At 41.6% G+C, this 21,118-nt stretch carries 20 protein-coding genes and 1 other RNA gene; 14 read left to right on the top strand and 7 right to left on the bottom strand.

Going from position 1 to position 21,118, the window contains the following annotated elements; genetic code table 11:
• The first annotated feature begins 53 nt into the window (after window positions 1–53).
• The 5 genes from ACVCDT_RS03810 to ACVCDT_RS03790 all read left to right on the top strand — a co-directional run bounded on the left by ACVCDT_RS03810 (window position 54) and on the right by ACVCDT_RS03790 (window position 7,322).
• On the top strand, window positions 54–1,076 hold the full coding sequence (locus ACVCDT_RS03810) for an AAA family ATPase (protein ID WP_447131427.1): 1,023 nt from the start codon (window positions 54–56) through the stop codon (window positions 1,074–1,076).
• Window positions 1,077–1,082: 6 nt separating this feature from the next.
• Window positions 1,083–1,976 carry a DUF58 domain-containing protein gene (locus tag ACVCDT_RS03805; RefSeq protein ID WP_447131426.1) on the top strand — a complete coding sequence of 298 codons (894 nt, stop codon included), beginning with the start codon at window positions 1,083–1,085 and terminating at the stop codon, window positions 1,974–1,976.
• A 25-nt stretch (window positions 1,977–2,001) separates the two neighbouring features.
• Entirely contained in the window at window positions 2,002–3,138 is a 1,137-nt protein-coding gene (locus ACVCDT_RS03800) for a BatA domain-containing protein (protein WP_447131425.1), read from the top strand.
• Between the two features lie 117 nt (window positions 3,139–3,255).
• On the top strand, window positions 3,256–5,418 hold the full coding sequence (locus ACVCDT_RS03795; protein ID WP_447131424.1) for a hypothetical protein: 2,163 nt from the start codon (window positions 3,256–3,258) through the stop codon (window positions 5,416–5,418).
• Window positions 5,415–7,322, top strand: coding sequence for a hypothetical protein (locus ACVCDT_RS03790; RefSeq protein WP_447131423.1), 1,908 nt, complete (start codon window positions 5,415–5,417; stop codon window positions 7,320–7,322). The genes ACVCDT_RS03795 and ACVCDT_RS03790 overlap by 4 nt, the downstream gene beginning before the upstream one ends.
• 21 nt (window positions 7,323–7,343) lie before the next feature.
• Here ACVCDT_RS03790 and ACVCDT_RS03785 read toward each other — a convergent pair whose 3' ends face one another.
• Window positions 7,344–8,096 (bottom strand): sulfite exporter TauE/SafE family protein, encoded by a 753-nt coding sequence (locus tag ACVCDT_RS03785; protein ID WP_447131422.1) that lies wholly within the window; start codon window positions 8,094–8,096, stop codon window positions 7,344–7,346.
• 127 nt (window positions 8,097–8,223) lie between these two features.
• On the opposite strand from ACVCDT_RS03785, the gene ACVCDT_RS03780 reads away from it, so the two are divergent.
• On the top strand, window positions 8,224–8,856 hold the full coding sequence (locus ACVCDT_RS03780) for a CatA-like O-acetyltransferase (protein ID WP_447131421.1): 633 nt from the start codon (window positions 8,224–8,226) through the stop codon (window positions 8,854–8,856).
• On the opposite strand, the gene ybaK is transcribed toward ACVCDT_RS03780, so the two are convergent.
• The 5 genes from ybaK to ACVCDT_RS03755 are packed head-to-tail and all read right to left on the bottom strand — an operon-like array spanning window position 8,857 to window position 12,826.
• The gene (ybaK, locus tag ACVCDT_RS03775) at window positions 8,857–9,333 is read right to left on the bottom strand and encodes a Cys-tRNA(Pro) deacylase (protein ID WP_447131420.1); all 477 of its coding nucleotides are present in this window, start codon (window positions 9,331–9,333) and stop codon (window positions 8,857–8,859) included. It lies immediately after the preceding gene.
• Window positions 9,334–9,348: 15 nt separating this feature from the next.
• Window positions 9,349–9,639 (bottom strand): hypothetical protein, encoded by a 291-nt coding sequence (locus tag ACVCDT_RS03770; RefSeq protein ID WP_447131419.1) that lies wholly within the window; start codon window positions 9,637–9,639, stop codon window positions 9,349–9,351.
• A gap of 25 nt (window positions 9,640–9,664) precedes the next feature.
• Entirely contained in the window at window positions 9,665–10,885 is a 1,221-nt protein-coding gene (locus tag ACVCDT_RS03765; RefSeq protein WP_447131670.1) for an FAD-dependent monooxygenase, read from the bottom strand.
• Between the two features lie 7 nt (window positions 10,886–10,892).
• Window positions 10,893–12,215: a Xaa-Pro aminopeptidase gene (gene pepP, locus ACVCDT_RS03760; RefSeq protein WP_447131418.1), complete on the bottom strand. Its 1,323-nt coding sequence runs from the start codon at window positions 12,213–12,215 to the stop codon at window positions 10,893–10,895.
• Window positions 12,216–12,256: 41 nt separating this feature from the next.
• Entirely contained in the window at window positions 12,257–12,826 is a 570-nt protein-coding gene (locus ACVCDT_RS03755; protein ID WP_447131417.1) for a UPF0149 family protein, read from the bottom strand.
• Window positions 12,827–12,992: 166 nt separating this feature from the next.
• On the opposite strand from ACVCDT_RS03755, the gene ssrS reads away from it, so the two are divergent.
• The 8 genes from ssrS (at window position 12,993) to ACVCDT_RS03715 (ending at window position 19,662) form a co-directional block, all read left to right on the top strand.
• Window positions 12,993–13,174, top strand: a non-coding RNA gene (gene ssrS / locus ACVCDT_RS03750) — 6S RNA.
• 37 nt (window positions 13,175–13,211) lie between these two features.
• Complete coding sequence (locus ACVCDT_RS03745) at window positions 13,212–13,622, top strand: hypothetical protein (protein ID WP_447131416.1); 411 nt, start codon at window positions 13,212–13,214, stop codon at window positions 13,620–13,622.
• A gap of 138 nt (window positions 13,623–13,760) precedes the next feature.
• The gene (locus ACVCDT_RS03740; protein ID WP_447131415.1) at window positions 13,761–14,651 is read left to right on the top strand and encodes a ribokinase; all 891 of its coding nucleotides are present in this window, start codon (window positions 13,761–13,763) and stop codon (window positions 14,649–14,651) included.
• Window positions 14,652–14,670: 19 nt separating this feature from the next.
• Window positions 14,671–15,612 carry a nucleoside hydrolase gene (locus ACVCDT_RS03735; RefSeq protein ID WP_447131414.1) on the top strand — a complete coding sequence of 314 codons (942 nt, stop codon included), beginning with the start codon at window positions 14,671–14,673 and terminating at the stop codon, window positions 15,610–15,612.
• Between the two features lie 49 nt (window positions 15,613–15,661).
• Window positions 15,662–17,287 carry an ATP-binding protein gene (locus ACVCDT_RS03730; protein ID WP_447131413.1) on the top strand — a complete coding sequence of 542 codons (1,626 nt, stop codon included), beginning with the start codon at window positions 15,662–15,664 and terminating at the stop codon, window positions 17,285–17,287.
• 7 nt (window positions 17,288–17,294) lie between these two features.
• Complete coding sequence (locus ACVCDT_RS03725) at window positions 17,295–17,888, top strand: 5-formyltetrahydrofolate cyclo-ligase (RefSeq protein ID WP_447131412.1); 594 nt, start codon at window positions 17,295–17,297, stop codon at window positions 17,886–17,888.
• Between the two features lie 56 nt (window positions 17,889–17,944).
• Window positions 17,945–18,601: a ribose-5-phosphate isomerase RpiA gene (rpiA, locus tag ACVCDT_RS03720; RefSeq protein WP_447131411.1), complete on the top strand. Its 657-nt coding sequence runs from the start codon at window positions 17,945–17,947 to the stop codon at window positions 18,599–18,601.
• A 173-nt stretch (window positions 18,602–18,774) separates the two neighbouring features.
• Entirely contained in the window at window positions 18,775–19,662 is an 888-nt protein-coding gene (locus tag ACVCDT_RS03715; RefSeq protein ID WP_447131410.1) for an SDR family NAD(P)-dependent oxidoreductase, read from the top strand.
• A gap of 35 nt (window positions 19,663–19,697) precedes the next feature.
• Here ACVCDT_RS03715 and ACVCDT_RS03710 read toward each other — a convergent pair whose 3' ends face one another.
• On the bottom strand, window positions 19,698–20,873 hold the full coding sequence (locus tag ACVCDT_RS03710; RefSeq protein WP_447131409.1) for a dipeptidase: 1,176 nt from the start codon (window positions 20,871–20,873) through the stop codon (window positions 19,698–19,700).
• Window positions 20,874–21,118: the final 245 nt, after the last annotated feature.

Raw genomic sequence — 21,118 nt, 5'->3', positions numbered from 1 at the left:
GGCTTTTCACTCGCAACTTGCCGCTTTTGTCTCCCTTAACTTAAAGAGATTTCATGAGCACACAGAATTTATCTGAACAAGACATTCACACTTTGCTAAGCAAATTGACTCAAGTTGAGCAAGAAGTGGGTAAGGTGATAGTTGGCCAGAAGAACGTAATCCAAGAATTATTGGTCAGCATGTTAGCTGGCGGCCATTGTTTATTAGAAGGTGTGCCAGGCTTAGCCAAAACCTTAATGGTTAATGCCTTAGCCGATACCCTTGAGCTTGGCTTTAAACGGGTGCAATTTACTCCTGACTTAATGCCTAGCGATATCATTGGCACCGAAATTTTAGAAACCGACCACGACACAGGCGACCGTTTTTTTAAGTTTCAGCAAGGCCCAGTATTTACCAACATTTTATTGGCTGATGAAATTAACCGTACTCCACCTAAAACCCAAGCGGCATTATTAGAAGCCATGCAAGAAAAACGGGTGAGTTATGCTGGCACTAGCTACCCCTTACCTAAACCTTTTTTTGTGTTAGCCACACAAAACCCCGTTGAGCAGGCAGGTACTTATCCCTTGCCTGAAGCGCAGCTAGATAGGTTCTTAACTTTTATTAAGGTGGATTACCCTACAGAGCTAGAAGAAATCGAAATTTTACGCCGCACCACTGGCAATAACTCGGCAAGCTTAAACGCCATTTTGAACGCACAGGACATCATTAATTTACAGCACTTAGTCAGAGATATTGAGATTGCAGAACCATTGTTGGTTTACATTAATTCGTTGGCGCGCAATACCCGACCAGGCAATAGTCAATCTCCCACTATTAATCAATTTGTGCGCTGGGGCGCAGGGCCCAGAGCAGGCCAAGCCTTAGTGTTATGTGCTAAAGCCAATGCCTTAGTATCTCAACGTTTTGCTGTGACTATGCAAGATATTAAACAAGTGGCACACAGTGTATTAAGGCACCGTTTGTTATTAAGTTTTCAGGCTGAAGCGCAAAACAAAACCACAGATCACATTATTGATGCTTTGTTAGCTGATTTACCCGCTCCTGCTGGGCCATTTTCTACCAATGAAAATTGATAAGTAATGCAAAACTTTCTTGACCCACTAGTGTTGGCCAGCATCAAAGACATGCCTTTGGTAGCTAAAACCGTGGCACAAGGTTTTTTGCATGGGCGACATAACAGTGTGCAGCGTGGTACAGGCATAGAATTTAGCCAATATAGAAGTTACGAGCCCGGTGATGCCCTAAATGCCATAGATTGGAAGCTGTTTGCCCGCTCTGATCGCTATTTTGTTCGCGAAGCTGAGCGTGAAAGTAACATCAATATTTGGTTGGTGGTGGATGCCAGTGGCTCCATGTTGCAAAAATCAGCTCAGTCAGCCAAAGCCTGGCATAAGTTGGACTACGCCAAACATCTATTAGCCAGCATAGGATATATCGCCCTGCAACAAGGTGACGCTTTTGGATTGTTGGGTCTTTCAAGCGATAAATTGGACTTTTTACCTGCCTTAACCGGCCATCAACAATGGCAAAAATTGCTGCTAAAGCTTGAACAAATGCAGGCGGGCGCGGTCTTTCCTGATCCACAATTATTGTTAGCCCAGCTGGCAAAAATGCAATCCAATAGCATTATTTTTATAGTCAGTGACTTTTATCAGAAAAACCATGAAATAACTGACTTCATGCAAAACTTAGTCGGTAAAAGCACTGAAGTGGTGGCAGTTCAGTTAGACAGCAATGATGAAAACACTTTCCCCTATAAAGGCCTAGTTCGCTTTGAAGAGCAAGAAAGCCATGAGCATATTCTAGTTTCGGCACAAGAGGTAAAAGCCGATTATTTAAAAGCTCGCGAGGCGTTTAATCTTTCTTTAGCGCAACAATTCCATAGCTTTAATATTCATCATATAAAAACCAATATAGAGCATCCATTGGATGACACCTTGCGACAATTTTTAGCGGTCAGACAAAAGTCATGAATACGCCAAAAACCTGGGGGTTAACATGTCTAGTTTAGGCTTTTGGCTGCAATCACCCTTGGCCTTGTGGGGCTTGTTAGCTTTGCTGATCCCGCTGGCAATTCATTTATTAAGTAAAAGCCGGGCAAAAATAGTGCCTTTTGCCCATTTGGCTTTAATTACAGTTAAAGCCTCTCCTCGCTTGCGTCAACTCAGGCTCACTCAATGGTTGTTATTATTGTTGCGGAGCTTATTGTTGCTCATCGCCACCTTCGTTTTGGCACAGCTGTATTGGCAAACCGGGCAAACATCTAATCACCCGCATATTTTGCTGACCCAAGATTGGCTCGAGCATGCCAGTGATACAGAAAGAAGCCAATTACTTGAGCAATACTCAGTGGCAAATTTTACCTTGCTTGACCAAGCTAATCTTGCGTTAACTAGCCAGCAAATCAGCCAATGGCCTAAACCACCATCAACAGCTGAAGTTAGCCCGTTAAATGTATGGGAAAAAGTCGAGCAATATGCCGCTCAACTACCTAAGCAAACACCTGTCATTGTTTATAGCACTAACCGCTTATCACAATTTCTAGGCAATAAACTGCCTTCCGTTAGTAAGCTTAATTGGCAAATAAAATCCTTGCCTTCTAACGAGCGAGAACAAAGATTTCAAGCCTCAGTTTTAGTGCTATTTGAAGAAGTATCAGCACCTTCAATGCCTTATGTAAAAGCAGCCTTTGATGCCTTAAATACCCATCAGCAAATAGAGCTGGCTGTGCAATATAGTGACTTGTCAAAGCTAAATGCTGACATTAAAACAGATGTAATATTGAACCTTAGTACTGCAGAACTAGCTAAAGACATAACTTCATCACAAGCTAGTTTAATTGGTATGAATCAACTAGGTGCATTAGAGCAACCAGACTTCCCTTTAGTGTTATTTGATTTATTGTTTAATCAACCACTACAAAATGGTTATTTTCAAAACGCTAGGTTATCTGAGCAGCAAATAATCATGTCCTCGCCAGCTAACACAGTGCAACAAAACCCAATAAAATCACCTAACCCACATACACAAGCTTTGCACCTATGGTTAATTTTGTTGCTGGTCATGATATTTGCCGCTGAACGTCTGTTAAGTGAATGGCAACCTGTTGATAAAAAAATCGCAGTGGATAGTTAAGTGACTCAGCAGACCCCCTCAAATAACCGCCTGAACTACTGGGTTAACAAAATAAAAATAAGGTTACTGCTGCAAAGGCTAACTTATGCCTTATTGCCTGCTCTGTTGGTGGCAGCTGTGACATTTTGGACTACCCACTCATTGGTAGCCGCACTTATCAGTTTTATGGCAGTGCAGCTTGCTGCAGCTGTATTTATTTGCCAAACCCAACAATTTAAAAACATAGACGCCAAGTCTTTGTTGTTGCACCTAAACCGAAAATTTAAACAATGTGAAGAAAGTGCTGAGCTAATATTGCAGCCTGACCATTGCTTAACCTTAATGCAGAGGTTACAAAAACAACGCATTCAGGCCAATGTAGAAAGTTTATTATTAAGTGATCTTGGCCCTCACCTGCCCTATTACTCAATGAGACAACCTATTTTGTTAGCTGCAATCTTACTGCTGATCCTAATAGGCATTGAGCACAGAAACACCTTATTCACATCAACCTTAAGCCCTGAAAAGACAACAAATCAGTTGACGAGCAAACAAACTACAACTTTGCGTTCTGCCCAAGTGACTATCGTTCCTGCGCCTTATACAAATTTGCCCAAGACCCAGTTTTTAACATTAGACATTCAGTTAGTAGCTGGCGCTGAGGTAAGTTGGCAATTAAGCTTTTCTGAGCTAGATACCAATTTACCGCTGTTTTTGCACATTAATGATCTAGACCCAATTCCCCTAACAATCCAACCAGATGGAAGTTATCTTGCTAATTCAGAAATAACGCAATCAGCTGTGTATTATATTTCGCAAAACCAACAGATGATTGGTGATATACATACCATTGAAGTCGCTCAAGATAGTCGTCCTAGCATTCGCTTTATTAGCCCAGTTAATACCATTACAGAAATTCCTAAAAACGCCCTACCAAAAGTGCAAAGCATAGTAGAGATAGAAGATGACTTTGGTCTAAGTAAAGTGGAAATTTTAGCTTCGGTAGCCAGCGGCTCTGGCGAGGCGGTCAAGTTTCGCGATCACACTTTTGAGTTTGATTCACAGCAACAAGTAGAGGGCAAAATCCACTTTATTAAAAATTGGGGTTTATCCGAATTAGGCATGCAAGCTGGGGATGAGTTGTATTTTAGTGTGCGAGCTTGGGATAACCGCACGCCTGCGCCTCAACAAAGCCGTTCGCCAAGTAAAATTATTCGCTGGCTTGAAGATCAAGAGCAAGCCGTTATGGTTGATGGTGTGTTAATTGACTTTATGCCTGAATACTTTAAAAGCCAGCGTCAGATCATTATTGAAACCCAACAATTGATTGCCGACCGCACCAATTTAAGCCAAGACTTGTTTGACACTAAATCACGAGAGCTAGGTACAGCGCAAAGTGACTTAAAGCAAAAATACGGGCAATTTTTAGGTGACGAATTTGACAGTGGCACTATGCATGGCATGGAGCAGGGGCTAGACAGTCACCCAGAAGCCCATTCTGCTGATGAAGAAGATGGCAAAGAAACACATTCAGCACAAGCCTCCCATGAACATCAAGACGAGCCAGAAGAGCTTAGTCAAGACAAATCCGGTTATAGCCAAATCATCGAACAATACGGCCATGCACATGGCGAAGCCGATGATGGCAAATTTATCAAAAAAGGCATTCCTAGCCCTACACTATTAATGAAACGTGCCATCGGCAATATGTGGCAAGCGGAATTGTTTTTACACTTGTCTCAGCCTGAAAAGGCCTTGCCCTTTGAAAACAACGCCTTAGAGCTGATCAATCGAGCCAAAAAAGCCGAGCGTATTTACGTTAAACGTTTAGGTTTTGAACCACCACCGGTTTCTGAAAAACGCCGCTATCAAGGTGATTTGTCAGACATTCTCAGCTATGAACGTAATCAACAACATAGTTTGCCTGCGCCTATTAGCGCAGATTTTAAAAGATTGTTAAACAGGCTCAAGCAAGCCTCATCTTCGCCTCAATCCATTGAGTTAAATGACACAGACTTAGCTGTTATTCAAAAAATAAAAGACTATTTTACCCAGAGCCTTGAGGCTTCACCTGAATATATTAAGTTGATAGCTAGCTTGCAAAAAATTCAAAGCACTCAAAGTTTTACCCTTAAAAACTGTGACAAATGTATTAAGGAACTCCAGCAAACCTTGTGGCGATTATTGCCCGCGCCCATAGCTATGCCAGTGAAGCAGAAAAAAGCCTACTCTTTGCAAAATCAGATACTACAAAACTATCAGCGTTTAATTCAGCAGCACGGGCAAGGAGCGCAGCCATGAGGTTTTCATTAGGGGTGTTTGAACATCAATGGGCGCTAAGTCTTGGGCTAATACTTATATTGTTTGTGGTTAGTTTAATCAGTAGTTATCTTGCTTACAAAAGACTAAAACAACACAAAGTTAGATTGATTTTGGTGCTCAGTGCCAATATCGCAGCGGCTGTGGCCATTTTGGGTTTGGCATTTAACCTACAGCTAAACAATGCAAGCACAGTCACTAGCTATCTCATTACTAATGGTGCCCAAGCAGAACAACTTAAACACATAGATGGCTCTCAGCCTATATACGTTTTAGCTAAGCCCGATGACAGTTTAACTGAAGCACTGACACAACATGCCTTTGTGCCGTTGAACTCAGTCAACCAACTCTTTGAGTTACAGCCCGACATACAAAATTTGCAGCTGATTGGTAGCGGTCTGTCTAAACAGCAATGGCAAGACTTAGAGCTGTTATATGGCGATAAACTAAAAGCCATCAATATGACATTTTTACCTACCCAACCTAGCTTGGGGTTAGTGGAGGTAAAATGGCCAAAGGAAAGTGTGGAAGGCCAATTTATCCAGCTAAGTGGCCGACTTAATGCCAATGTAGATAATCCCGAACTCATATACGAGCTAAGTTTGCTTGATCCCATAGGTGAGCAAGTACAAGTCGTTAGATTAAAAGCACAACAAGCATTCAGCTTCAGTTTTGCCGCCAAAAGTGTCGGCCAGTGGGTATATCAATTACAGCTTACACAGGCCAATCAAACTGAGCCTATTGTTAGCGAACCTGTAGCTTTTAATGTACTTGCTGCACCTGTGCTAAAAGTCTTAATTAAACAAGCAGCACCCTCTTTTGAGACTAAACAGTTCAGCAACTGGGCTAGTGCCTTTAACGCCAAAATAACGGTATTAACTAGTATCAGTAAAAATAAAGATATTCGGCAAAACTTTAATTTTACTACTCAAGAATTAGCAGCTTTAAAATCACCATTAACCAAACAAGCATTAACCAACTTTGATTTAATGCTAATAGACGGCCGGTCTTTCATGACCTTATCTAATGCTCAGCTACAAGATCTTGAATCGGCGGTTAAATCAGGGCTGGGTTTATACATATTGCTAGACCAAAGCTTAATCGACGCTTGGCCCAATTCGTCGCCGAGTTGGCTATCCAAGCTAACTATTACTCCCTTAGATAGCGCAACTTACTCGGCCATTCCACAATGGCCAAATAGCCGCATCGACCAGTCCATTGCTTTGGTAAAAGCACAGTTATCAGTGGCGCAAGATGAAATTTTGGTCACTAGTCACCAGCAACAAGCATTGGTCACTAATACTAAGCTGGGTTTGGGGCGAGTGGCAGTGTCTTTAATTAACAGCACTTATGGTTGGCAGACAGCAGGACTTTCCAGTGAGTATAGCCATTATTGGCAACACATTTTATACCATCTTAGCCGCCCTCAAACTCAACCCTATTGGCTCGCACCCAGTGATGCTCAGATTCAATTTGTGCAACAAAGGCATCAAGCCTGTATGGCGGCAGATGTTAGGAATAAAACCTTAACCCATTCTACTAATACCAAAAAATCAGCGCTTTTTGCTGTGCCTAAACCAATGCACCATGAGCAATATTGTGTGCCAATTTGGTTAACTTCAAGCGGTTGGCATCAGCTAGAAATGTCAGCAGAAAACAATGAGCACAATCCTGTTCAAACCAGCAGTTTTTATGCTTACCAGCAAACTGACTGGATGGCTTACAGACACCTGCAAAATATTAACTTAACCCAACAGAAGTTAACTCAGTTAACTGACGGAGCAGAGGTGCAGCCGCAATTAAAGGACATGCCTAAAGCCTGGTTTTGGTGGGCTTTAATCATTGCTTGTAGTTTTCTATGGATAGAGCGAAAGACCTTTGTTTAGAAAGCTTGCTGCCAAGCAAAATTAAAACAACATTAAAATTGCTGCTACAGCTGTCATGCCAATCACTAACCAACGATACTGTTGTTCGGGGATCTTTTTAACTATCACTATGCCACTCCAAGCACCCAGGGCAATAAAAGGTAAACAGATCAGATTGAGCAAAAAAGAGTTGAGATCGATGCTTTGCCAACTGAAAATATGAAAAGGCAGCTTAAATAAATTAATCACCAGAAAAAACCAGGCGGCAGTACCAATATACACATTTTTGGGCAATCGCATACTAAGCAGATATAAAGCCATCACTGAGCCGGCTAGATTGCCTACCATAGTAGTGATCCCCCCTAATAAACCCATTAAGAGGGCAAACCATAGGTAATCGGGGATAGACTCTTTATCGGCTTTTTCCATCCACAACATAATGGCTAAGCTGACAAAAATAATCACACTCATGACAGTGCGAAATAGTTGATCGTCAATTACATTGCCTAACCAAGTGCCAATCACCACACCTAAGGCCGCAGAAGGAAACAACTTAATTAAGTAGTGCCAGTTAGCGTGGCGGTGATAATACTTAACCGCAAACAAGTCTGCCATTACTAGCATAGGTAACATTATCCCTGCTGACGCCTTCCCTCCAAAGATAATGGCTAATAAAGGCACGGCAAACATAGAAATGCCATGTACCCCGGTTTTGGCCATGCCAATAAAAAACGCCACTAAGACCAACAGCGATACCGAGCCTAAGCTTAATGAGTAGCCAAATATTTCTATCATAAATTGGAAAATTCCACAGACCAGATGGCTAACTTAGCATAGTTAAGCTTTATCTAAAGCTATTTGACCGATGAACTAAGTCGCAAAAAACGTTAAGCTAGAATCAAATTCTTTTTATCATACTCTTATGCACACACTCGATCTCAATGCTTGGCATAGAAAACAACATTTCGAATTCTTTAACGACTTCGAACAGCCCTTTTTTAACCTTTGTGCTACGGTAGATGTCACCCAAGTTGTCAACTATTGCCAACAAAATCAACGTTCGTTTTTTATTTGTTCGTTGTTTTTATTAGGCTATACCGCCAATCAAATTCCTGAATTTAACTACCGCATTAAACAGAATAACGTGCAAGTACATGACCAGTGCAGCTTGAGCTGTACTGTGTTAAATCCCGATCAAAGTTTTAGTTTTTGCGATTTTGGAAATTGCACAGACTTTGCGCGCTTTTACCAACATGCTCAACAACAATTAGCCAGGAGCAAACAAGGCTTGTTGCCTTTTAACTCACAAACGGAGCAAAGTAACTGTATTTATTGTTCGGTTTTACCTTGGTTGCATTTCACCAGTTTTTCACATGCACAAAAACGTCAACAAGGTGATTCAACGCCTAGAATAGTGATGGGTAAATATAAAAAAAACGCCAACGAAATAGCTATGCCTGTTTCGGTAGAAGTACATCATGCCTTAGTAGACGGTCTGCACGTAGGGCAATACTTTGCAAAACTTCAAGAGAACTTTGATCACTATTTTAATTGATTAGCTGTTAGTAACAGATAAATTGGCAAATTTGGCCGCCAGCATTTTGGCTAGCACCTCACTGGATAATTGAATTTCTAATCCGCGCTTACCGCCACTCACATATATGCTGGCATGCTGTTGGGCTGATTGGTCAATTATGCTGATAAGGCGCTTTTTTTGACCAAGGGGGCTGACGCCGCCTAACACATAACCCGTGCTTCTTTGCACATCCATTTTGTCAGCCATTTCGGCTTTTTTTGCTGCGCAAGCTTTGGCCATAGCTTTTAGACTGAGTTTTTGCTGCACCGGGATCACAGCTACAGCAAGCGCACCTGAGTCTAGTTTTACCACTAAGGTTTTGAACACTTGCTCGGCATCCACGGCTAATTTTTGTGCCGCCTCTAATCCATAAGATGGCACAGACGCATCATGTTGATATTCGTGAATTGAAAAATGGCATTTGGCCTTTTTCAATTGCTGAATAGCAGGGGTCATCTATACACCCTAAGATTATTTATCTTGAGTACAAAGCTTATGTACTCTGGCTTTAACTTGCCGAACTCTGTTCACATCACCTTCTGCTTCTGCATCAACTAAATCTAATTTGGCATCCTGACATTTTAACTTGTTGGCTTCTTTAGTCAGAGTAGTTTGATCTTTTTGCTGTTTTTTTTGCCCTTCGGCCCCAGAGTAAACTTTAGGTTTACTTGGTGCTAAATCTTTATCATAGGGGTCTGCCATAATTGCGCCACAGGCCATTAACCCTAGGCTGGTAGTTATGATAATAAGACTGTTTTTCATAGTGGTTTCCTAAAGGTTAATTTACTTAAACTTCTGATTTAATTTCTCTCATGGCTAATTCGGGCAATTCACCGCTCAGCCCCATAGCATGTTGCATGAGTCGCTGTTTAACTGAGTTAGACTGGTTCACCCAACTTAAACCCGCTCCACGGATCAGCTTTTTCACCGGTTGATTGCCGGCAAACAAACGTTTGAAAGTCTCCATCGCCGCTAGCATTTTTGTACATTCGGTTTTACGCCAACGCTCAAAAGCTCTTAAATTTTTGCCCAAGCCAATGTCTTTGCCTTGCTCGACTAACTGCTTAATATGCTGAGCCAAAGCTGCGGCATCCGCTATGCCTAGATTAGCACCTTGTCCAGCAAGCGGATGAATGGTGTGCGCAGCATCACCAATAATCACCACTCTATCTTGTACCCATTGACGAAGGTATTGCATTTTAAGGGGGTAAGCTTGTTTGTCGCTCACCACTTCACAAACCCCTAAAGTACAATCAAAGGCCGAACTTAACGCTTGATTAAACGCACTGTTAGGCAAAGCCATTAACTCATCAGCATGCTCGGTATCTTGCGACCACACTATAGAGCATAGATGTTCATCCCATAAGGGAATAAAAGCTAAAGGGCCGGTTGGGGTGAAAATTTGCCGCGCCACATTGTGATGAGGCTCGGTTGTTTTTACGGTAGCGACTATGGCTTTTTGATCATAATCCCAAAACGTTTGCGGCAACTTGGCTTGTTTTTTAACAATTGAATTGGCCCCATCCGCGCCAATCACTAATCGAGCGCTAATATGTAGCTGGTTATCTAGGGTGATAAAACACTCCTGCTGACCCACACTCAATTGCAAAATTTTAGCCGAAATAATTTCTATCTGACTTGATTTTTCTACTTGTTGCCAAAGGGCATGCCTCAGATTTTGATTTTCGACAATAAAGCCAAGGCTATCTTGCGCCACTTGCTCAGCACTAAATTCGATTTTGGCAAAACTATCCTGATCCCTAACTTGCATGTTTTTATACACACTTAAACGGCTAGCATCTAGGTTTTGCCACACGCCCAAATTACGCATTATATTTTCTGTGGCTAAAGTCAGGGCACTTATACGTAGTTGCGGCTCGTCATTGGGTAAACCTTGGCTGGGATTACTTTCAACAATAGCGATAGATAACCCGCTGTTTTGCAAAGCTAATGCTTGGGTTAAGCCCACTATTCCACCACCAACAATGAGAATATCAAAGCCTTGCATCATAGCTTTAGCTCGCCTTACACATAAGTTGTTCGATTTGCTTTATGCTTTTAGGTACAAACTGAGTAAGGTTATCGTGGCCGCTTTGGGTGATCACTATATTATCTTCAATACGAATGCCTATGCCTCGCCATTTTTTGGCAACCGCAGCATCTGGCGCAATATAAATTCCGGGTTCGACTGTTAACACCATGCCAGGTTTTAAAGGCCGCTCTTGCCCAGCTATTTTATAATTTCCCACATCGTGCACATCTAAGCCTAACCAGTGACTCAAACCATGCATGTAAAATTGTCGGTAACTTTGATTATTAATATTTTCGTCTAAATCGCCACTTAAAATTGCCAAATCCAGTAACCCTTGGGTAATGACCTGAATAGCAGCTTGACTCGCTTGGGCAAGGGTATTGCCTGGTTTAAGCAGCGCAATGGCTTGTAATTGTGCCTTTAACACTATTTCATACAGGGCAGTTTGTTCTGGGCTAAATTTCCCAGAAACTGGAAAAGTACGGGTAATATCTGCTGCATAACCTTGCCACTCACACCCCGCATCAATTAATACTAAATCTCCTGCAGTTAAGCTTTGGTTATTTTCTGTATAGTGCAATATACAAGCGTTAGCTCCCGAGCCAACTATGGTGCCATAGGCAGCATGTTTGGCGCCTTGCATAGCAAATTCGTGATGCAATTGGGCCTCTAATTGATATTCGTGCTTACCAGGCTGGGCAAATTGCATGGCTCTAATATGTGCTTGCCCAGAAATTTGTGCCGCATGGCGCATAAGCTCAATTTCTTGTGCAGATTTGATTAAACGCATTTCATCTAATAGGGTTCGCACATCAATTAAACTGCTAGGGGCAGTTTTAGATTGCTTAGGCGCGCTGCGTAAATCTTGTAATAAAGCAAAAATAAAGTTATCTACTTCACTGTTGTGCCCTTGAGCAAAATATAAATGTTGATGACCATCTAGCAGTTCTATTAGTTTGTCTTCTAACTCGTCTAATCCAAAAGCTAAGGTGACAGGGTAGGCCTTTTTAGCTTGTTTAGGGCCAATCCTGCGGCCATGCCAAATTTCTGCTTGGGGATCTTTTTCTAAACAGAACAATACACTTAAGCCTTGAGGGTAATCTGGATGATTAGACAATACCCACCAAGCTTGAGGCTCTGGAAACCCACACATATAGTGAAAATAACTATCTTGACGAAATGGAAATTCGGTGTCGCGGCTACGAGTATGTAAAGTTTCGGCGGCTAACACACAGATACTATTAGGCGCCATGCTTTCTAATAACACGCTTTGACGTCGAATAAATTCAGTATTATCGATTGGCAAAGTTAAACCCTTATTTACGAAAAACTACATTTATACTTAGGTTAATGCACCACTTTTGGTTCACTTTGCTGTTGCTCTGGTGACTTGCCTAATTCGTTAAAACACAACATGGCTGTCACTCTTACGTACTCCATGACTTCAAATAGAGCTTGTTCAGACTCTTCATCTTCGGCCATTTCATCGTCCATTCTGGCGATTTCAGCAAAGTCTTCTAGGGCTTCTTTTACATCTTGTGAACAACCGGTTAAGTCTGCTTGATGTAACCCAAAACCTAACATAAAGCCTTGCACCCAACTTAACAGCGCTTGCCCGCGTTCATTAATAGGGCTTGAGTCTTCTGGCAAACACATCACTAAAGCAAAGTCACTTTCAATGAGTTGCTGACAGGTTTCTTGGTATAGTTCTTTAAAGGCTTGCTCTACCTGTTGAGAAAAACGCTCGCCTTGGTGAATAAAGTCGGCCAACGGCTCTAACCAATCTTGGCATTCTAAAGGCATGCCCCCACCTAACATGCCACACAACATGCCTTGCACTTCGGCAGCACTGGTTAAAATATTATGACGCTCTAATAAAGCCGTTAAGGTATCAAATTGATTGTTTGAAGTATTCAAAGGGTTCTCTCTATCATTATTCGCCTCTATGCTACCACCGTCCAAGTTCCAAATACATGATCGATATGGCATTAACCCTAGTATCTAAGGTCATATACAGATTATAATGCGCCTGTTTGCTGCTCGACAGAATGAATTTTGTAAAAGCGGCATATTGATGTTTTTAAGTCTCCTGGGATGTTAGCCAGTTTAGTTATGTCCCTGGCCGATGCTTTTTACCAAGGAAGTTGATTCCACTGCTATTGTGCAAGCTTGGCTAGTATCGAGAAGCCTAAGGCAGTGATGATACCTCCGCCCTGAACTTTCGGTTCACGGGCTTACACTAAACAGCGGCATTTTGGGAGGCACCATTATTGACAGCACAACGGATTAAGAAAATAGTCAAATGAAACAAGAAGAACTATTACACAGTTATGGAAAAGACGTAATAGAGGCCTTAGCTTCTATTGTCAAATGGCGTTATGACGAATATCAACAGGTTATGCTGGCAGAATTTTCTGTCGATAAACAAGATCAAGTTTTATTCAGCTTACAACAAGTTTTACCTGTAGCTTGGGATGCAAAAAATATCAAAAAAGCCCCAGCTGAAGTTAAACACCTAGCAGGTGACTTTGCTAAGTTAATTAAAAAACAAAGACTATTTAGCTCAAGCTTAGATAGGCAACCCAAAGTCATGGCGGCATGGTGGCCTTGGGGACATGGTGCCACAGTGTCGGTGCGGTTATTTTTAACCGACACTTCGCCTTATGTTGCCAAAACGGGTTTTGTACAAAAATTAATGTATTTATTTAACTAGATAGATTTGCTGCGAGTGTAAAAATCGATATAATCTCGATTCAGACCATTTGGTCAACTTTTTATTTTGGATTTGCCTCTTTTTCGGCTAAGATTCATATCGTATTTAACGCATAAAAAAGGGGCGAAACAGCGCACTATGGCGGTCATTAATTTTGGTTCTATCAATATCGATCATGTCTACCAAGTAGAACATTTTGTGCAACCTGGCGAAACCTTAGCCTCAACTGGCTATCAATGCTTATTAGGTGGCAAAGGCGCCAACCAGTCAATTGCATTAGCCCGTGCTGGAACAGATGTGCATCACGTTGGCAAAATAAACGAATCTGATGCAGCATTCAAACAAACCATGATCCGCGACGGCATTAACTGTAAGCATGTACAATGCACTGATACAGCTTCTGGACACGCTATTATCCAAGTCACCCCAACTGCAGAAAACGCCATAGTATTATTTGGTGGGGCCAACTTAGAATTAACCGCTAAAGACATTATGCATGCTTTAGATAATGTTAAATCTACTGATTGGGTACTGACTCAAAACGAAACCAGCAGCATAGACGAAGTGCTTAAACAAGCCAAAGAGAGTGGGCTTAAGGTAGCATTTAACCCTGCGCCTATGACAGAATCGGTAAAACAATTGCCGCATGAATGCATAGACTTATTAATAGTGAATGAAGTTGAAGCGGCAGAAATATCAGGCCAATCAGAATTAGCCTTAATGGAAGACTATTTCCTTCAAGATTGGCCTCATGCTGAGGTATTGATTACCTTAGGTAAAGCCGGTGTACGCATGCTCAAGCAAGACAAAACCATAGATATTCCAGCCTTTGTAGTGGATGCGGTTGACACTACAGCTGCAGGCGATACCTTTATTGGATATTTTTTGTCTGCCTACAGTAATCACGCTGATTCAAAAACAGCATTAATTCGAGGTTGTGCCGCTTCAGCATTAGCGGTAATGAAAGAAGGTGCAGCCCAATCTATACCGACCAAAGAAGAAGTCGATCGCTTTTTAGCGAAGCAATAAACACTCAGGGAGTTAAGCAATGAGTCACAAAATTATATTAGATACTGATCCGGGTATCGATGATGCAATGGCAATTTTCTTTGCCTTTCAACACCCTGACATTGAAGTACTGGGGTTAACCACAGTATTTGGTAATGTGCCAGTGGATATGGCAGCACAAAATGCCCTGACTTTGTGTGACCTAGCGGGTCAAGATATTCCAGTTTGTAAAGGTGTGGCTAGACCTTGGGTTGGCAAAGAATCAACTTACGCGCACTTTGTGCACGGTGATGATGGCTTTGGTAATATCAACTTTCCTGCTGCCAAAGGCGAACTAGATCCCCGTAGTTCGGCACAATTTATTGTGGATATGGCCAGAAAATACCCAGGCGAAATCACTCTAGTGCCTATCGGACCTTTAGGTAACATTGCTCTAGCTTTACGTTTAGAGCCCGAATTGCCTAAGCTAATTAAAGCAGTATCTATTATGGGCGGCGCAGCTTTTGTGCCAGGCAATGTCACCCCTGTAGCCGAAGCCAACATCTGGAACGATGCTTATGCCGCTGAAATTGTTATGTCAGCCGATTGGCAAGTGAATATGTTTGGCTTAGATGTGACTAACTCTTGTCCTTTTGATCCTAGCTTTTTAACTGGCTTAAAAGCAGGCAACCCTAAGTTGGGTGGCTTTGTTCATGATGCGGCACAATTTTATATGCAATTTTATTCTCAAAGCAGAAAAGAAGACGTTTGTTTCTTCCACGATGCTATGCCTATTGCTCATTTAGTTGACCCTAGTTTGTTTGAGTTAACTCAAGGTCATATAAGAGTATCCACTGATCCATTAAACATTGGCCAAACTTCTGTTGCCGTGCCTGGTAGTACAGCTAGTCCAGATTGGCTAAACGCCAATATGATTAATGTTGCCACTAAAGTCGACAACCAAAGGATCACTGAGCTATATCTAGAAACTTATAGGCTTTAATAAATTGTGCTATGGTTTTACTACTTAAAACCAGTTTGGGCACCTATTTATGAAACAAGCACCGCCTACTGAAGATGAAGTAGAGCGTTTAAAAGCGCTCTACGACTATGATGTATTAGATACCGAAGCAGAAAAAGTATTTGATGATTTAACTCAGTTGGCAGCGCAAATCTGTGGCATGCCCATCACCCTAATTAGTTTAGTTGACCCTGACCGTCAATGGTTTAAATCTAAGGTTGGTTTAGACGCAAAAGAAACCTCTAGAGACATTGCATTTTGCGCTCATGCCATACATCAAAAACATATTTTTGAAGTTGAAGACACCCTCAAAGACGAGCGTTTTTTTGATAATCCTTTAGTCACTTCTCCCCCTAGCATCCGCTTTTATGCTGGTACTCCTTTGATTACCCCAGGTGGGCATGCAATAGGTACCCTTTGTGTAATAGACGGCAAACCCAATAAGTTAACAACTGAGCAGAGACTCAGCTTAGAGGTATTAGGTCGCTCTGTGATATCTCAAATGGAGTTACGCAAGCATATTAAACAGCTCGAACTGGCTAACCAACATAAAACCGAATTTTTATCTAATATGAGTCATGAATTGCGGACACCGCTTAATGCCATAATTGGGTTTAGCCGTTTGATGTTAGACGATGTTAAAACCCATAATTTGCCAGAAAAATTCTCACAATATTTGTCACACATCGACTTTTCAGGAAATAAATTACTTAATGTCATTAACTCAGTTATCGATCTTAACAAAATTGAAGCAGGGCAAATGCAAGAAAAAATTGAGCCTATCCAAATTGCAGAGTTTTTAATTGGTTTACACGGCATGTTATCTATTTTGGCCGATGAAAAAGGCATAGCCCTCAGTTTTGATTTGGCAGATGATTTACCGGCTTTTTTAGCCATAGACCATGCAAAAGTGAGTCAAATTATTACTAATTTAGTACACAATGCAGTTAAATTTACCGATAAGAACAAATCTGTGCAGGCAAAGTTTAGCTGGCAACAAGATAAACTTAGCATAAGTGTATCCGATCAAGGGGTTGGCATATCAAACGCAGACCAAGCCAAACTTTTTACTAAGTTTCAACAAGTAGGAAATAGAAAAAATGTGGAAGGAAGCGGGTTAGGTTTAGCCATATGCAAAAGTTTAGTGAACTTGTTAAAAGGCGAAATTTCTGTACAAAGCACCTTAGGTCAAGGCAGTGTATTTAATGTTAGCTTACCTGCCTCGGCTCTAGATGAGCAAAGTACTCACGACTCTGAGCAGCCAGTTGAACAAAAATTTAATAAAAACAGTTCTGTTTTGTTAGTAGAAGATAATGAAATTAACCAGATGGTAATGACCGCCATATTCGATGCCTTTGGAATGCAAATAAGCCTAGCTAAAAGTGGTGAAGAGGCAGTAGACATTGCTTTATCTCAGCCAGTTGATTTGATTTTAATGGATATTCATTTACCAAATATGAACGGCAAGGAGGCTGCGCAAATAATTAAACAGCAAAAGCCCTCGCTACCCATAGTTGCACTTACTGCCGATGCAATAACTCAAGCCAATGGTTCAGGCACAAATCATTTGTGGCAAGATTATTTAGCTAAACCCTTAGACAAAAGTTTATTATTAAAGGTATTAAACCGGTTTATCCCTCAAACAGAGCCCAGTTAAATTCTAGATGCATAACAAAACACGGCAGATAATACGCAAAACCTTTCGTGATAAGCGCAAGGCCCTTTCGCCTGAGCAACAAAAACTCGCAGCAAAGCAAGTAGTGGCCAATTGTTTATCTCACACCTCCCTATCACAAGCACAGACAGTGGCAGTTTATTTAACCAACGATGGTGAGCTTAACCCACAAGGCATAATTGATTATTGTTGGCAACAGCACAAAAAAGTGGCATTGCCTGTACTGCATCCCTTTTCTACTGGGCATTTAGTTTTTGTTGAATATCACCCAACAAGCCCTATGAAACCCAATTGTTTTGGGATCCCTGAGCCTATTTTACAATGCCAGTCTATTGTTCCATTGGCACAAATAGATTTGTTATTTACGCCTTTAGTTGCCTTTGATTTAATGGGTAATAGGTTAGGAATGGGCGGTGGATTTTACGACCGTAGCTTAGCCCCTTTAGCTAGAGACAAATCTATGACTCAAATAGTAGGTTTAGCCCATGACTGCCAGCAAGCTAATAATTTACCCATAGAAAATTGGGATATTCCACTACATGGCATTGCCACGCCAACACAATATTTTCAGATAAGTAGCTGAATTTTTACCGGCATAAGTTACAATCTGTGCCACCAGACAGCTCAAAGAAACCCCTTATGACCCAAGATGATAAGAAAAAAGCCGTAGCCCTAGCCGCCGTTAACTACTTACCAGAAGACAGTATTATAGGTGTGGGTACTGGCTCAACTGTCAATTACTTTATTGAAGCCTTAGCCCCAATTAGACATAAAATACTAGGCGCTGTTTCTAGTTCAGAAGCCTCTACCGAAAGATTAATTGCACTGGGCATTGAAGTTTTTGACCTTAACTCAGTAGACAAACTAGACCTATATGTTGATGGGGCAGATGAAATCACTCAACATAAACATATGATTAAAGGCGGCGGTGCAGCACTCACCCGTGAAAAAATTGTGGCTGCTGTGGCCAAAAAATTCGTTTGTATTATTGATGATACAAAACAAGTGCCTATCTTAGGCAAGTTTCCCTTACCTGTTGAAGTTATCCCTATGGCACGCTCATATGTGGCCAGAGAAATCGTAAAATTAGGCGGTGATCCTGTATATCGTCAAGGGGTGATTACCGACAACGGCAATGTCATTTTAGATGTTCACAATTTAAACATACTTAACCCTGTTGAATTAGAAAGCCAATTAAATGGCATAGTCGGGGTTGTAACAAATGGCTTATTTGCCGCGCGTGGGGCTGATGTCGTCTTAATTGGCACAGACTCAGGTGTTCAAGCCATAGAATAAGGATACTCAAGCATACCATTCGAAACACAGGGCTAGCAAAAAAGCTAGCCCTAATTAATTTGATGAAGCCTTGCCAATTCGCCAAATAAAGTATTGTCTTTCCTATACCTCACTTATGCTTAGCTTAAGTTAAACCAAGCGCATGAATTTTTATTGTTACAAAGGAAAGGTCTATGTCGAATCAATTTTCGGGTAAAACAGTTATTATTTCTGGTGGAGCCGGCGGCATTGGCCTAGCTTTGGCCACTGAATTGGGTCAATTAGGCATGAAGGTAGTCATTGCCGATATTGATCCCGACCAGCTAAAACTAGCAGAACAACAGCTTAAGTCGGCCAAAGTTGAGGTATTAGCTTGCCCACTAGATGTAACAGATGCAAGCCAATGGCAAGCCGTACACGACGCTAGCCTAAAAGCTTTTGGACATATTCATATGCTTATAAACAATGCCGGCGTGGCGGGCGTACCAGGCACAGTGGATGAAACCAAGCTCGACACCTGGAAGTGGGTGTTAGATGTCAATGTCATGGGGGTAGTGAATGGAACCCAAACCATAGCCCCCACGCTAAAAGCCCAAAAACAGGGGGGCTGGATTATCAATGTTGCTTCTATGGCGGGCATGAATGGGGTGGCCTATTCAGGGGCTTATGCGGCATCTAAAGCAGCTGTGGTGTCAATGACAGAAAGTTGGGCGCAAGAGTTACAAAAACACAATATATTGGTTTCGGTGCTTTGCCCGGCTTTTGTAAAAACCCGCATTCATCAATCTTTACGTAATTTACAGCCTAAGTATCAAGCGGTGAAAACCCAAGGTGCTAGCCAAGCAAACCCTAAACAAGGTTTAAATCAAGCAGCGGCTCTAGTAGAAGCAGGGATCCCTGCAGAGATGTTGGCCAAACGAGTAGTAGAGGCCTTAGAGTCTAAGCAAAGTTATATATTTACTCATCCTAATTATAAAGCTGGGGTGGCCTATAGATCTAAGCTATTAGATCAAGCTTTTGCTGACGCTGAGCAAAGTACAATAGTTGGGCACTTAATCGATCAACCTATAGATATTTTATAAGCAACACAGGGCTTAGTTTGTGCCTAAGCCTTGCTTTAATCAGGCAAATGTTGTTGTAAAAAATTCAGCATATTTTCACCCATCACCTGTCTAATTTGTTCACTGCTAAGCCCTATATCCAATAAAGCTTGAGTTAAATAAACCAGCTCTGAGGTATCAAAAGGCACACTAGTGGCACCATCAAAATCAGAGCCTAAGGCAATATGTTGACTGCCCAATAGCTGAACCCCATAAAATATAGCTTTAGCAATTTCCTGTACATTGGCTTCGCATACCGCGCCATCCCAATAGCCTACGGCTATTAATCCGCCTTGAGCAGCGATTTGTTGCATTAGGTTGTCGGAAATATTGCGCGCAGATGGGCAGTGCCCATAAAACCCAGTATGACTTACCAGCAGTGGTTTAGTACTAATAGCCAACACATCTTTCACCACTTGCTTTGAAGAATGGGAAACATCCACCATTATGTCTAGTGCTTGCATAGTAAGCACAGCATCTCGCCCAAATTGAGTTAAGCCTTGGCCACTTTCACCGTGCAAAGAGCCGCCTAATTGATTGTCAAAAAAATGCTGCAAACTCATCATGCGAAATCCATGCTGATATAACAGTTGAATGTTACTTAGCTGGCCCTCTAAGGCGTGTGAGCCTTCTGTTCCCAATAACAGGGCAACTAGGTCTGGGTTGTGTTGCCTTTGCTGTAAAAATGCCGCCAGTTCAGATTTTGAGCTAACTAACACTGCATCCTGTGGGTACTCAGTTACCAATTGTTGGACTTTTTGCGCTTGAAACAAAGCTCTTTGTGTTAGGTTTTGCCAGGTGTTAATTGGCCATAAATTGCTGATGGCTAATTTAGTGATGTTATCGGCAGCTTCTGAGCTATTTTCTTGGTAATTAATGCCACTTGGAGACTTAGTCACTGTGGTTAACATTTGCATGGCCACATTGCCTTGCCGTAAGCGCGGCAGATCCATGTGAGCATAGTTATGCTGCTGCCCAAGTTGACGCTTCCATAACAAACTATCGCTATGCCAATCGCCTATCATTAACGTTTTATGTAGAGCTTTGGCTTGTTCGCTGACTTGGGGAAGAGTGCTAGCATGCACAGCATTGGTTTGTTTATCTATATAGGCAGGAAAAAAACTAAAAAAGCCTAATAAACCTATAGCAAATATTATAACAACACTGCATACCACTCGACCTTTAGTTAACATGCGCTTTCCTTGTTAAGGGGTTTAACCACAAAGTTTGCTTTTCTGATTAAGCATAATGTCAATTTTCATATGCTAATTCTAGTTTTTGTTAGTGTAGTCATCTCCACTTGACTGAAGCTTTTGCATACCAAATAGTCCTACCCTGTATCTGATTAGATACTAATGTGCCTATTTTCATGCAGATATTTTTCCAATTTACCAGTAAATTTCTCAGCAGCCCGCACCATTAAGCGCTTTCATAACTT

The organism is Paraglaciecola aestuariivivens, from assembly GCF_052983255.1.
The sequence above is the reverse complement of the archived record's forward strand: the minus strand, read 5'-3'. Positions and strand labels throughout refer to the sequence as shown.

Bases quoted from the DNA above. Each gene is read 5' to 3' on its own strand.
- ACVCDT_RS03810 (WP_447131427.1), top strand. From the start codon at position 54: ATGAGCACACAGAATTTATCTGAACAAGACATTCACACTTTGCTAAGC.
- ACVCDT_RS03805 (WP_447131426.1), top strand. From the start codon at position 1,083: ATGCAAAACTTTCTTGACCCACTAGTGTTGGCCAGCATCAAAGACATG.
- ACVCDT_RS03800 (WP_447131425.1), top strand. From the start codon at position 2,002: ATGTCTAGTTTAGGCTTTTGGCTGCAATCACCCTTGGCCTTGTGGGGC.
- ACVCDT_RS03790 (WP_447131423.1), top strand. From the start codon at position 5,415: ATGAGGTTTTCATTAGGGGTGTTTGAACATCAATGGGCGCTAAGTCTT.
- ACVCDT_RS03785 (WP_447131422.1), bottom strand. From the start codon at position 8,096: ATGATAGAAATATTTGGCTACTCATTAAGCTTAGGCTCGGTATCGCTG.
- ACVCDT_RS03780 (WP_447131421.1), top strand. From the start codon at position 8,224: ATGCACACACTCGATCTCAATGCTTGGCATAGAAAACAACATTTCGAA.
- ybaK (WP_447131420.1), bottom strand. From the start codon at position 9,333: ATGACCCCTGCTATTCAGCAATTGAAAAAGGCCAAATGCCATTTTTCA.
- ACVCDT_RS03770 (WP_447131419.1), bottom strand. From the start codon at position 9,639: ATGAAAAACAGTCTTATTATCATAACTACCAGCCTAGGGTTAATGGCC.
- ACVCDT_RS03765 (WP_447131670.1), bottom strand. From the start codon at position 10,885: ATGCAAGGCTTTGATATTCTCATTGTTGGTGGTGGAATAGTGGGCTTA.
- ACVCDT_RS03745 (WP_447131416.1), top strand. From the start codon at position 13,212: ATGAAACAAGAAGAACTATTACACAGTTATGGAAAAGACGTAATAGAG.
- ACVCDT_RS03740 (WP_447131415.1), top strand. From the start codon at position 13,761: ATGGCGGTCATTAATTTTGGTTCTATCAATATCGATCATGTCTACCAA.
- ACVCDT_RS03735 (WP_447131414.1), top strand. From the start codon at position 14,671: ATGAGTCACAAAATTATATTAGATACTGATCCGGGTATCGATGATGCA.
- ACVCDT_RS03730 (WP_447131413.1), top strand. From the start codon at position 15,662: ATGAAACAAGCACCGCCTACTGAAGATGAAGTAGAGCGTTTAAAAGCG.
- ACVCDT_RS03725 (WP_447131412.1), top strand. From the start codon at position 17,295: ATGCATAACAAAACACGGCAGATAATACGCAAAACCTTTCGTGATAAG.
- rpiA (WP_447131411.1), top strand. From the start codon at position 17,945: ATGACCCAAGATGATAAGAAAAAAGCCGTAGCCCTAGCCGCCGTTAAC.
- ACVCDT_RS03715 (WP_447131410.1), top strand. From the start codon at position 18,775: ATGTCGAATCAATTTTCGGGTAAAACAGTTATTATTTCTGGTGGAGCC.
- ACVCDT_RS03710 (WP_447131409.1), bottom strand. From the start codon at position 20,873: ATGTTAACTAAAGGTCGAGTGGTATGCAGTGTTGTTATAATATTTGCT.